This is a genomic window from Bradyrhizobium sp. CCBAU 11357 (assembly GCF_028128865.1).
Lineage (GTDB): Bacteria > Pseudomonadota > Alphaproteobacteria > Rhizobiales > Xanthobacteraceae > Bradyrhizobium.
The window spans coordinates 85,294-97,442 of the sequence record NZ_LBJW01000106.1 but is presented as its reverse complement, the minus strand read 5'-3'; the positions used below and the strand labels follow the sequence as shown (position 1 = coordinate 97,442).

General features: G+C 64.1%; 13 protein-coding genes. 4 read left to right on the top strand and 9 right to left on the bottom strand.

All coding sequences use genetic code 11. The annotated features are described in order from the left end of the window. Positions 1 to 125: 125 nt before the first annotated feature. The 5 genes from XI05_RS24545 to XI05_RS24525 form a co-directional block, all read right to left on the bottom strand. A complete protein-coding gene (locus XI05_RS24545) occupies positions 126 to 707 on the bottom strand; it encodes a hypothetical protein (RefSeq protein ID WP_271506611.1) in 582 nt (193 codons plus the stop codon). A gap of 199 nt (positions 708 to 906) precedes the next feature. Continuing rightward, positions 907 to 1,164: a hypothetical protein gene (locus XI05_RS24540; RefSeq protein ID WP_271506608.1), complete on the bottom strand. Its 258-nt coding sequence runs from the start codon at positions 1,162 to 1,164 to the stop codon at positions 907 to 909. Positions 1,165 to 1,356: 192 nt separating this feature from the next. Then, positions 1,357 to 1,569, bottom strand: coding sequence for a hypothetical protein (locus XI05_RS24535; RefSeq protein WP_271506606.1), 213 nt, complete (start codon positions 1,567 to 1,569; stop codon positions 1,357 to 1,359). A gap of 150 nt (positions 1,570 to 1,719) precedes the next feature. Further along, entirely contained in the window at positions 1,720 to 1,896 is a 177-nt protein-coding gene (locus tag XI05_RS24530) for a hypothetical protein (RefSeq protein ID WP_172783651.1), read from the bottom strand. Positions 1,897 to 2,018: 122 nt separating this feature from the next. Further along, positions 2,019 to 3,755: an adenylate/guanylate cyclase domain-containing protein gene (locus XI05_RS24525; RefSeq protein ID WP_271506603.1), complete on the bottom strand. Its 1,737-nt coding sequence runs from the start codon at positions 3,753 to 3,755 to the stop codon at positions 2,019 to 2,021. A 317-nt stretch (positions 3,756 to 4,072) separates the two neighbouring features. On the opposite strand from XI05_RS24525, the gene XI05_RS24520 reads away from it, so the two are divergent. Beyond that, positions 4,073 to 6,265, top strand: coding sequence for a lytic transglycosylase domain-containing protein (locus XI05_RS24520; protein ID WP_271506600.1), 2,193 nt, complete (start codon positions 4,073 to 4,075; stop codon positions 6,263 to 6,265). Between the two features lie 75 nt (positions 6,266 to 6,340). Here the strand turns inward: XI05_RS24520 and XI05_RS24515 are convergent, their stop codons facing one another. From XI05_RS24515 to XI05_RS24505, 3 genes are read right to left on the bottom strand one after another with little or no spacing between them, the layout of a single operon-like run. Continuing rightward, the gene (locus XI05_RS24515; protein ID WP_271506597.1) at positions 6,341 to 6,703 is read right to left on the bottom strand and encodes a hypothetical protein; all 363 of its coding nucleotides are present in this window, start codon (positions 6,701 to 6,703) and stop codon (positions 6,341 to 6,343) included. Then, the gene (locus tag XI05_RS24510; protein ID WP_172782859.1) at positions 6,700 to 6,888 is read right to left on the bottom strand and encodes a hypothetical protein; all 189 of its coding nucleotides are present in this window, start codon (positions 6,886 to 6,888) and stop codon (positions 6,700 to 6,702) included. Before XI05_RS24510 ends, XI05_RS24515 begins: the two co-directional genes overlap by 4 nt. Next, positions 6,885 to 7,283 carry a hypothetical protein gene (locus tag XI05_RS24505; RefSeq protein ID WP_271506594.1) on the bottom strand — a complete coding sequence of 133 codons (399 nt, stop codon included), beginning with the start codon at positions 7,281 to 7,283 and terminating at the stop codon, positions 6,885 to 6,887. Before XI05_RS24505 ends, XI05_RS24510 begins: the two co-directional genes overlap by 4 nt. Positions 7,284 to 7,921: 638 nt before the next feature. Between XI05_RS24505 and XI05_RS24500 the strand changes: the two genes are divergently transcribed. From XI05_RS24500 to XI05_RS24490, 3 genes are all read left to right on the top strand, one after another. Further along, positions 7,922 to 9,907 (top strand): PAS domain-containing sensor histidine kinase, encoded by a 1,986-nt coding sequence (locus tag XI05_RS24500; RefSeq protein ID WP_271506591.1) that lies wholly within the window; start codon positions 7,922 to 7,924, stop codon positions 9,905 to 9,907. Further along, on the top strand, positions 9,904 to 10,575 hold the full coding sequence (locus XI05_RS24495) for a response regulator transcription factor (protein ID WP_271506588.1): 672 nt from the start codon (positions 9,904 to 9,906) through the stop codon (positions 10,573 to 10,575). The genes XI05_RS24500 and XI05_RS24495 overlap by 4 nt, the downstream gene beginning before the upstream one ends. Before the next feature lie 96 nt (positions 10,576 to 10,671). Then, positions 10,672 to 11,061 (top strand): response regulator transcription factor, encoded by a 390-nt coding sequence (locus XI05_RS24490; RefSeq protein ID WP_271506585.1) that lies wholly within the window; start codon positions 10,672 to 10,674, stop codon positions 11,059 to 11,061. Positions 11,062 to 11,165: 104 nt separating this feature from the next. Here the strand turns inward: XI05_RS24490 and XI05_RS24485 are convergent, their stop codons facing one another. Beyond that, positions 11,166 to 12,137, bottom strand: coding sequence for a tripartite tricarboxylate transporter substrate binding protein BugD (locus XI05_RS24485; RefSeq protein WP_271506582.1), 972 nt, complete (start codon positions 12,135 to 12,137; stop codon positions 11,166 to 11,168). Positions 12,138 to 12,149 lie beyond the last annotated feature (12 nt).

The following is a 12,149-nucleotide window of genomic DNA, read 5'->3' as shown; positions in this document are numbered from 1 at the left end:
TACAACCTCTAATTTCGCAATGTCTGGTGCGCGCCTATGCTCCGGCTCGGCGATGACATGCGCGCAAGTGAGTCGTCCCCTCTCGCGTCCGCGCCGGAGCGCTTCTGCCGTACGAGGCGAGCCGCTCAGGCCGACATCGCGCCTCTGCGCCCGAACGGATCGAACAGACGGACGATCTCGCAGGCGGCAACGAGCCCGGCGAGCCAGGCGGCGCTGGTCAGCCCGAGACGCGCAACGACGGCGGCGGTGAACGCGCCCTCCCCACCGAGGAACGGCGTTGCCGCCAGCAGCGCGATCTCATAGGCCGCGTAGGCGGCGATGAGCGTGACCGCAAGCATCAGGGGTGTGCGACGCTGCGGCAGCATGCGGAGCACGGCGGACGCTGCCGCGGTGGACAGGAGCGCTGCGGCGCCGATCACGAGGCCCCAGGCGATGGTGTTGCCGTCAACGGGATAGTGCAAGGCTCCGAAACCGATGCCCTGGTTCACGAGCCAGGCACCGGCGATGACGAGCAGCGCGTTGCGCAATGGCAGCATCGCCGCCGCGACGACTGCAAACGCCGCGAACGGCGTTGCGCAGGCGAGCGCGACGCTTGCAAGCGCGCATGACAAAGTCAGCAGCGCAAAGCAGAACACCGGCGCAAGGCGTGGTGCCACCGGATCAAGCCGCAGATGGTCCGCGTGAGGCGGCACGATGCTGAGCGCCATGGATGATCTCCTTCCCATCCAATTCTAGTTCGTTTGCGGGCTTGCGACAGCCCCATCGAGATCAAAACCTGGCCCCGCTCTGACGGGTAGCTGCGACCGCGCGGCGGAAAAGCGCTGAAGCGTTCGGTGCGTGAAAGTGCTTGCGACGGCCGCAGCTATCGCCGCCAGCCGGGCACCGACGACCCGACGATCGCAATCATCAGGACCGTCCGCGCAAGCGTTGCGCCTGGGCCCAGGCGACTGCGACGTCGCGTGGCGGAACATCGACGCGCTTGATGGGCGTCAATTCGCCGGAGGCCGAAACGATCGCCGTCTCTTCGCTGCGGCAGCGCGTGCAGACGAAGCGGACCTCATGCGGGGACGCCGACCAATTCGACCGCTTTACATTGGCCGCCATCGGCCAGGCATCGCAATGCGAGCACGACACCAGAAAACGACCGGGATCGAGCATACCCATTCCATCGGACTCCGAATCCTGCCGCTTCCTTCAATGATTAATCCATGTGAATCGTTCCGGTGTCCAAGCACCGCCGGCCTTCGCTCGGGGCCGTTACCGGTTCCGCGCAACCGCAGAGCATCGGGTGGACGATTGGGTTGCGACGCTCACCGATGGCCGTCGCGCGATTGCGATCCCCTGCCAGTGCCCCGCTCAGCGAGCCCCCTTGAGGGTGCAGGAGGTCGTGCAGGTGACGGTCGTACCGCGGTCGCACGCTTTGCAAGCGCTGACACACTGGTTCATGTCGCGCGGATTGTAGCTGTAGTTTCGCAACGGACAGGCCGGCGTCGTCGAGCCGGTGAAGTCCTGCTCCTGATCGCAGGCCGCCGTCATGAGCGCGAATATGATCACTGCAGCGAGGCGCATGGGATTGCCTGTCAAGCATGGCAAATCACACTCACGGGACGCGCTGCATTGCAGCGAACCCCGGCCTTCCCACCACGAGCGTCGCCGATCAGCGATACTCGCTTGCTGCAAGGATGCGCGCCAAACGTTAAGAACGGATTTCAGCCCGGCTCAGGCCGCAGCCGTCGTCGCGATCGCCTGCCGGATATCGACGGCCAGCTGACGGTACTGTTCCCCGAGCTTCAAATAGAACTCGCGCTTGCTGCTTTCGGTGGCGAGCTTGGCGATCAGCTCGCATTCGGCGGTGAGCGTCTCGAACCGTTCCAGCCTGTCCTCAAGATGTGTCATCGGCGTGTCCCCATCAGACGCCTCAGGGACATCCAACCTAAGCCCGGGAAATAGGTCACGGCGAACATCGTTATGGAGTAGCATCTTTTTTTCCGGCGCGGCGTGCCGGACGTAAGGCAACGCTATTTCTGCTCCAGCCGCCACACGCCGTCCCAATTGGGATCCGGCGGATTGGCCGCAAACTGCGCGATGCGGACGAGCATCGTGCGCGAGGGGCCGTCGCCTGGGACTGCCTCGAGCGCCGCATTGAAGGCGGCGCGCGCCTCGTCGAAGCGCCGGCCGCGATAGGCGGCGAGACCATCGGCATAATGCGTGCGCAACGTCACTTGCGCCTCGGTGAATGCGCCCGCTCTCGCCATCACCTCGAAGATCGCCTGCGGCGCGCTTTGGCCCGCGACCGCCAGACGATCGATCTCGCGCAATTCCAGCCGCGATCCGATCCCGTCCGCGGTCGCCTGCGAGATCAGGATGCGGGTGCCGTAGACCTTGTTGACGGCCTCCAGCCGTGAGGCGAGGTTCACGGCATCGCCCATCACGGTGAAGCTCATCATCAGTTCGGAGCCGATGCTGCCGGTCAGGACCTCGCCGGTGGCGATGCCGACGCGAAGATCGCACGGCACCGGCATGGCACGGATGCCGAGCAGGTCCGGCAGCTGCTTCTGCAGCGCGGGCACCTGATCGGTCATCTCGACGGCGGCAAGCCCGGCGAGCAGACCCTGCTCTTCCTCCTCGATGAAGGGCGGCCCCCAATAGGACATGATGGCGTCGCCGATATATTTGTCGATGATCCCGCGATTATTCCTGATGGGAGCGGACATCACGGTGAAGTAGTGATTCATCACCTTGACGAGGCCGCGCGGGGTCATGCCCTCGCTCATCGAAGTGAAGCCGCTCATGTCGCAGAACATGATGGTCATCATCCGGCGCTCGCCGTCGATGGCGACCTCCGGCCGGTCGATCAGGCCCTGCACCACCTTCGGATCGATGTAACGGCCGAAGGTCTCGCGAATGCGCTCGTTGTGCCTGAGCTGCTCGATCATGCGGTTGAAGGCAGCCGCGAGCTCGCCGATCTCGTCCTGCGTCGAGACGGTGATGGGCTTGTCGAACCGGCCCGCCTCGACATCGCGCGCGCCGGCCAGCAACAGCCGCACCGGGCGCGTGATGCCACTGCTCACCAGCAGCGCAAAGGCAAACCCGACGATCGCCGCGAGCAAGGTCACGACCCCCGAAACGATGATCGTCTGATGCTGGCGGCTGATCACCTGCGACGTCGAGAAATAGACCTGCGTCAGCATGTCGGCGCGGATCGTATCGACCTTCCGATTGAACACATCGCGCAGGGTATCGAGGTGCTCCAGCGTGTCCCGGGCCGCGGTCATATCCTTGGCCTCGACCTGCTTGAGCAGTTTCGCATTGCCCTCGTCCAGATCGCGCCGCAGCTCGGTGACGGCGCTTTCGATCCGGACGTCGAGCCGTGCCAGCGCGGCATTGTCGGAATACGTCCTGACGTCGTCGATGATCGCGTTGATGAGCTTGCGTGCAGCCTCGGCCTCCTCCTCGAACTTGCGGTCCAACGCCTCGAAGTCGCGAAGCCGCGCCGCGTAGGCCTGCTCGTCCGATGGCGATCCCATTCGGGTCATCACCATCTGCCGCAGCGCCAGGGCGCGCTCCAGCGAGCGGATGTTCGCGCGGGCCAGATGGCTATAGGCCGGGATGTAGCGGTTGGTCAGCTCGTCGAGCAAAATGCCGACCTGGCTGGACATCACCATCGACAGGATCGAGGTGACCAGCATCAGGACGATCAATCCGAGAGCGATGCCGACGATCTTGCGCCGGATCGACTGGTTGAAAATCGGCATTGGTGCAGGGCAAAGGTTGAAAGGATGAAGCGAGGGAACTCATACACCGGATTGGCCGAGGGAACACGCGCAATGTGCAGGTTCCGACGTCCAGCACCGGGCGCGATCCTCGCGCGAGTCCTGATCGTTAACAAAGGTTAAAAGCTGCTGCCTCTTCGTTCTTTCGGAAGTTCCCCAGTTCCAATCCGTATTTTGCCGCATTGTTGCGACAGCTTGAGGATGCGACACGACGCCGACGCATCGTTCGGTGCTTTGATTCGCAAAGCCGCATGTCGCGGACCTGGGTTTGTAGTGGTTTTCGCAGGGGGGACCATCGAATGAACCAGTGCCTACGCTCGCTCGCGTGTGTCGTTGCCGTGGCCGCGATGGCCCTCCTTCCCACCGAGCTGGCGGCGAAGAGCAATCACAAATCATCCGCACTGAAGAAGACGCACGAGGCCAAGGCCGGCAAACACCGTCACGCCGCCGCCGGCAAAGCGCGTCATGGCAAGCACGCCGAAGCCAAGCGCAAATCGAAGAAGACGGTCGACGAGCCCGCCGACAACAAGCCGGCGCCGCCGCCGCTAACCGGCGATCTCGCCGCGCTGAAGGACGCCATAGATCTGACGCGCAAGGGCAAGACCGAGGATGCGAGCGCCGCGCGCGACCGCATTGCCGATCCCGCAGGACAGAAGCTCGCCGACTGGTTCATGCTGCGCCATTCCGAGAGCACCGCGAATTTCAAGCGCTACGCCGCCTTCCTCGCGGCCAATCCCGATTGGCCGAGCAGCGCCCTGCTCCGCCGCCGCGCCGAGGCGCGGCTGTGGCAGGAGAAGGCCGACGCGGCCATCGTGCACAAGTTCACGATGGATCGGCCGACCAGCGCCAAGGGCAAGTTTGCGCTCGCGCGCGTGCTGCTCGCCGAAGGCGAGACCGACAGGGCCGCGCGGCTGGTCCGGGAAACCTGGCGCGCGGAGGAATTGTCCGAGCGCAGCGAAGAGGATTCTTACGAAGCCTTCCGTGATCTGCTCACAGCGGACGATCATCGTGCCCGCATGGACAAGCGTCTCGGCGCCAAGGATTACGCAGGCGCGCGGCGCGCGGCCAAGCGGCTCGGCGAGGATGCGCTCGCGATCGTCAAGGCATGCGCCGCCGTCACCGGCAAGGCCAACAAGGCGAAGGACTATCTCGAGGACGTCCCGGCCGAAGCACGCCGCGATCTCGGCTACGTGCTGTGCCGCGTCCAATGGCACCTGCAGAAGGACCGCATCGACGATGCCGCCGAGGTGATCCTCGCCGCCGCGCCGGACACCATGGCGGCCCAGGACACCGACGCGTGGTGGCGCGAGCGCCGCCTGCTCGCGCGCAAGCTGCTCGACCAGGGCAAGTCCAGGACCGCCTATGATGTCGTGCGTATGGCCGCGGTGCCGGAGAAGGAAGTCTATCGCATCGACTATCACTTCATGTGCGGCTGGATCGCGCTGCGCTTTCTGAACGATCCCAGGACGGCGATGATGCACTTCGTCGCGATCGACGAAGGCTCCGCCAATCCGATCGCGCTGTCCCGGGCCCATTACTGGCGCGGCCGCGCTGCCGAAGCCATGGGCGCGACGGCCGATGCGCGCATGAGCTATCGGGCTGCGGCGCGCTATCAGACCGCCTATTACGGCCAGCTCGCCCGCGCCAAGCTCGGCCTCGATGGCATCGAGCTGCGTCCGCCCTCGCCCGTGCTGGCTTCCGCCGAGACGCAGCTAGCGGACGAGCGCGTGCGCGCCGCCGACATGCTCTACGGCATCGGCGAGCGCGACATGGTGTTCTACTACGCCGAGGATTTCGCCAAGGTGAGCACCGATGTCGCCGCGCTCGAAGCGCTCGCCGAGCTCGCCGGCCGGCGCAACGATGCGCGCGTGATGCTGGAGGTCGGCAAGACCGCGCTGGCGCGCGGGCTCGCGCTCGACCATTACGCCTTTCCGACCATCGGCATTCCCGAGCACAAGCAGGTTGCGCCTGCGATCGAGACCAGCGTGATCTATTCGGTGGCGCGCACCGAGAGCTCGTTCGATCAGCGCGACAAGTCGCCGGCCAACGCGGTCGGGCTGATGCAGGTGACGCCGGAAGCCGGCCGCGACACCGCCAAGCGTTTCGGCCTGACCTACGACTGGGACAGGATGGTGTCCGATCCCGTCTACAACACCCAGATGGGCGCGGCCGAGCTCAGCGCGCTGCTGTCGGAATATCGCGGCAACCAGATCATGACCTTCGCCGGCTACAATGCCGGCCGCGGCCGCGTGCGCGAGTGGGTGCAGGCGCGCGGCGATCCACGCGATTCCAATGTCGATCCGGTCGACTGGGTCGAGCGCATCCCGCTGTCGGAGACACGCAACTACGTCCAGCGCGTGATGGAGAACGTGCTGGTCTACCGCGCAAGATTCGAGGGCAGCGGCATGATCGCCGGCAAGAGCGACCAGCGCGTCGTGACGCACGAGGCCGGCGCAACGGCGCCAGTGGCGACCGCAGCACCCGCTCCCTGATCGACGCCGCCGGGGCTGGACGCGACGCCTGCAAGGATACGGTGCTGCGGCTCCCACGCGAGTGCAGTCGCGCAGCTAGGTGTCACCTCCTTCCATCGTGATCAGATCGCGACTGTCCAAACATGCGCCGGTCACGGCTCTCGCGACGGTCCAGGCGCTGATCGTGCAGCTCCAGCACCAGACGGCACTCATGACCGTCAGTATCTCGATCATGCTGCCAGCGGCGAGCTCGACGTTCCCTAGGGCCGGTTCTGTCCGCCCAGGCACCGGCCATTGCATGAACAGCGTGGAGAATTCGCCGCGCCGATAACAATTGTCGTCGCAGTAACGGCGCTGCGTCCGCGCATGGCGGACATAGCCGGAGCGCAAGGGACGCGAGCATGTGCTGCACGTGGCCGCGTGCAACGGCGGCTCGTGATTGACCACCACGAATTTCATGAAGCGGCTCTCACACCATCTTTCGCGAGCGTCTCGCAGAACAGCGCGTAGCACTGATGATCGCAGTAAGGCAGACGGGTCGCGATCTCGCGCAGATAGCTGCCGCTGATCGGCTCGCAGCACTGCATGCACCAGGTCTGCCGGAACGGGGTCCGGCCGTTGACCAGCACGAACGCGAATCTCATGTGGCACCTCCCAAAGCGAAGCAGTAAACGCTGTCGAGCGGAGACAGTGCTGGCGGAGGAGCGCACAGATGGTTTCGGCCGTCCGGATTATCCCTGTTTCGCTCCACCTTTTGCGGTGGGATCAGAATGTATCTCCCGTCCTCCCGGCGCCGCGCATAGATCTGGCCCTCGATGTACTTGATGTCGGTCGGATAACAGTCGGCGCTGTTGCAACAACTGACGCTCGGGTTGTCCGGCATGTGCCAGGTGGAATAGAATTTTTCGTGCAGCGCCTGGTCCTGAGGTGGGTGCTGGCGATGAACAGCACCGTGTCCCGTCTCCTGTGCCTGGAGGGCCGCGATGGGGGTGATGAGAACGATCCAGCAGAAGAGCTTGCATGAGCGGTTCAACGACACAGCCTCCCGGATCAGCTCTCCAATGCAGCCTTATGCGACCTGAGCCCGAAACAACCACTGCCGGTCGCGTTCGCTTCGCGTGCGGAAACGATCAACGCACTTCTTTGAGCAGAGCGCCGTGCGCCAGGAATAGTAGCGGATCAGGCCAAACTTGCCGCCGCAAACTGCACATCCGCTGAGCGAGGAGCAACTTTCGGATTCCGATCGGTGACGCTCAGGAAGTACCGACATATCGCACATTGTTGTCTCCCTCTGTTGCTTACGCTTTTCTCAGTTGTTCCCTTCGGCACTCTCGATGGTCGAGAGGCTAGTCCGCCGGGCACGAAGCGCTCAATTGTACGGAGGTAAAATGGCCGACATGACTAGGAATGGAGGAGCTATACCTAGGTTTGTCCCGTATTCGCCCGGGGGGCCCACGCTGCTCGAGTTCAACGAGACGGCGCACGACGCTTCGGCTGCACGGTCACCGTGAAAACTTGGCCGGCACGGTGTCCTTGATGCGCCACAATGGGCCCGGCGGCGAGCGGACAGTCCAAAGGCGAATGTCATGACCGCCGATCCGACTTTGGCTGGAATTGCTCCTTCCTCCGCAACGTGCTCTACTCATCTTCACGCAGAGAGTGCCGGGAGCGTCTGCGATGAAGCCTGGCCGGGCAGCGACGTTCGGGAAGTCAGCCGCGCAATTCCTCGTCGGCTGCCTGAGGCAAACTGTTCCCGCCAAGCCGCGCACCGATCCCAATGCCGCCGACTTGCTCGAGGCTGTCAAGCAGTGGCAGCAGGTCTTCGAGCACACGCCGGTCATGTACTTCATGGTCGATCCGGCCGGTACCGTGATCAACGTGAACACGTTCGGCGCCGAGCAGCTGGGCTACACGCCGGCCGAGTTGATCGGCCGATCCGTGCTGGATGTCTTCCTCGCGGAAGATCGCGCCACTGTCCGCGCCTGTGTCGCGTTGTGCCTCAAGACCCTTGATCAGTCACACACCTGGGAAATCCGGAAGGTTCGCAAGGACGGCTCGATGTTATGGGTCCGCGAGAACGCCAAGGCCATGCTGCGGGCCAATGGCGGACCAATCGTGCTTGTCGCCTGCGAGAACATCACCGAGCGCAAGAAGGCAGAGAACGCGCTGCGACAGAGCGAGGCTTACCTCGCCCAGGCGCAGGAATTGAGCCACACCGGTAGTTTCGGCTGGAAGGCCGCAACCCGCGAGATCACCTGGTCCAAGGAGACCTATCGCATCTTCGAATGCGAAGAGGGGACGAAGCCCGCGATCCCATTCATGCTTCAGCGGATCCATCCGGAGGACCGGCTCGCTGTGCAGCAGACGACGGGCCAGGCGGCGCGCGAAGGCAAAGACTATGATCACGAATACAGGCTGGTGATGCCCGACGGTTCCATCAAATACGTTAGAGCGGTGGCACGAGCGACGCGAGATTCCAACGGTCGCGTGGAGTTCGTCGGATCGGTGACCGACATCACGGCGACCAAAGAGGCGGAGCGTAGGCTTCGTGACAGCGAGCAGCGCTTTCGAGATTATGCCGAAACCGCGTCTGACTGGTTCTGGGAAACCGGCCCAGACCATCGCGTCACCCAGATATCGGAACACTCCGATACCAACACCGTCCCCGCGGGCCTGATCGGGCTCACACGCTGGGACATTGCTCCCGACGCCGCTCTCGAGCCCGAAAAATGGCGGCAACATCGAGCGGCGCTCGACGCCCACGTCCCGTTCCGCGACTTGGTGTATCGCAGCAGAGACCGCGATGGGCGGCCAATCTACGTCCGGACCAGCGGCAAGCCGTTCTTCGACGCCGACGGCGCTTTCCTGGGCTACCGTGGCGTTTGCTCAGACGTGACCGCGGCCATCCGGGCCAATCAAGCCGAAGACGCGCTGCGCAAAGCCCAGGCCGAGCTCGCCCATGTGACACGTGTCACGACACTGGGTGAGCTGACCGCTTCGATTGCCCACGAAATCAATCAGCCGCTCGCCGCGGTGATCGCAAACGCCGACGCCTGCCTCGCCTGGCTGCAGCGCAGTCCGCCGGATATCAAAGCGGCCCGCCGCTCCGTGGAGTGGATCATCGAGGACGGCAGGCGTGCCGGCGACGTGATCCGTCACGTTCGGGCGCTCGCCAAGAGCTCTGACATCGAGATGGTTCCGCTCGACGCCAATGCGGTCGTGAGGGAGGCCGTCGCGCTCGTTCAGCGCGAGATGGCCAGCCACACCGTGTCCGTCCGTATGGAGCTGTCGTCGGCACTGCCGAGGATCTTTGGCGATCGCATCCAGTTGCAGCAAGTCCTGATTAACCTGATCATGAATGGGATCGAGGCCATGGCAGACGTCCACGATCGCCCGCGCGAGCTGGCGATCCGCTCACAGGCGAGCGGCGATGGCGCGATGCAAATGAGTGTTTCCGACCGCGGAGTCGGCATCAGCGAACAGGCGATGGACCGCCTGTTCACGCCGTTCTTTACCACGAAGTCCTCCGGCATGGGCATGGGTCTGTCGATCTGCCGATCGATCATCGAGGCCCATGGCGGACGACTTTCCGCCATGCCAAATCAGGAGCGCGGCGCGACTTTTCAGATTACCTTGCCCCTCCATCGAGAGGAAGCATCGTGACCGAGCGCGCGGACTCTTCGCCGCCGCAGAAGGACGGCGATCAGCCCATTGTCCTCATCGTCGACGACGACGCGTCCATGCGCCGTGCGCTCACCAATCTGTTCGAGTCGGTCGGTCTCAAGGTCGAAGCATTCGGCTCGGCACCGCAGCTCCTCCAGGCCAAGCCGCCAGACGTCCCAAGCTGCCTGGTGCTCGACATCCGCCTGCCCGGAACCAGCGGCCTCGAGCTGCAGACTGATCTTGCCAAGGCAAATATCCACACGCCTATCATCTTCATTACCGGTCACGGCGATATTCCCATGACGGTTCGGGCCATGAAGAGCGGGGCGATCGACTTCTTGACCAAGCCGGTCCGCGATCAGGACATTCTCGACGCAGTCCAGGCCGCGATCGAGCGAGACCGCAAGCGCCGCGACCTCAACAGGACGGTCTCGAGCGTCAGATCACGCTTCGAGTCACTGTCCTCGCGGGAGCGAGACGTATTGTCACTGGTGACGTCCGGCCTGATGAACAAGCAGGTGGCCGCCCAGCTCGGATTGGCTGAAATCACCGTTAAAATCTACCGCGGCCAGATCATGCGGAAAATGGGCGCGAAGTCGCTGGCCGACCTGGTGAGAATGAGCGAGGCGCTCGGGATTGGCCCGAACAAGTCCGATGCACAAACCTAAGTATGAGTTTCCAATCGTGACCGGCAGGTCCACCTTACGCCTTTATGTTGTGGCCGTGGCGACGGCAAGCGTAATTCCCGGCGAGGAGCGGACGTCTTGTCAGCGGCTTCGGTCATCTCGGTGCTTGACGACGACCCCTACGTTCGGGCCGCGATCAACAATCTCTTGGAATCGCGCGGATTCAACGTCCACACATTCGCCTCGGCGGAGGAGTTCTTGAGCTCGACCGATTCGAGCGACACCTCGTGCGTGATCGCCGACGTGCAGATGCCGCTGATGAGTGGAATCGATCTGTTGACGCAGATGCGGGCGCAGGGTTCGGCCGCGCCGTTCATATTCATCACAGCTTTCCCGGATGACGGCGTGCGTGTGCGGGCACTCAATGCGGGCGCAGTCTGTTTTCTCGGTAAGCCGTTCGCTGCCTCGGATCTGATGCAATGCCTGGACCGTGCGCTGGCACCAGATCACCAAACCACGACGTCGTGAGCGCCCGTGGCCCAAAACGCGGCAGTGACCGAGATGGCCGCGCTGGCGGCCTACTCAGAAAATTCGCGGAACCTCGCCACACCGCGAGGCCTGCGCCGACCGCCTCAATCCACCTTGATGTTCGCCGCCTTGATGATCGGCCACCATTTCGCGATCTCGGCCTTCTGACGCGTGCCGAGCGCTTCGGGCGCGAGCTGATCCTTGGGCGTCATCTCCAGGCCCTGGCTTTCGAGCTGCTTCCTCACCGCAGGATCGTTCAGCGCTTCCGCGGCCGCGGCGTTGAGCTTTGCGACGATCTCCTTCGGCGTGCCCTTCGGCACCCACATGCCCGACCACAGCGTCATGTTGAAGCCTTTGAGGCCCGCCTCCTCCGCGGTCGGGATCTCGGGCGCCGAGGCGAGGCGCTTGTCGTCGGTGACGGCGTAGGCGCGGATGGTGCCGGCGCGGACCTGGCCGATGGAGTTGGAGGTCTGGTCGACGATGATGTCGATCTGGCCGGCGATCAGGTCGTTCAATGCGGGCGCCGTGCCGCGATACGGCACGTATTGCAGCTTGATGCCGGAGACGCTCTCGAAATAGACGCCGGCGATGTGGCTGCCGGAGCCTGCGCCGGCCGTGCCGGCGGTCGGCGGCGACGGCCGCGACTTCAGCCAGTCCAATAGCTCCTTGAGCGAAGTCGCGGGCGCCGCGTTCTTGCTGACCACGATCATCGGATTGCTCGGCAGCAGCACCACCGGCTCGAGGTCGGCGACGAGGTCGTATTTGAGCTTGTAGACGGCGCCGTTGGCGACGTGGGTGCCGAGATGGCCGAACGAGATGGTGTAGCCGTCGGGCGGCGATTGCACGGCACGGCCGACACCGATCGAGCCGCCTGCTCCGGTCACGTTCTCGACCACCAGGGGCTGGCCGAGCGAAACGCGCATCCGCTCGGCAAGCACGCGCGCCATCGCATCCGACGGCCCGCCGGCCGCGAACGGCACGATGATGGTGATGGGACGGGAGGGATAATCGTCGGCGCGCGCGACGCCTGCGACAGCGAGAACAGCAATCAGCGCAGCCCAGACGGCCTTCGTCATTGTCTTCTCCCC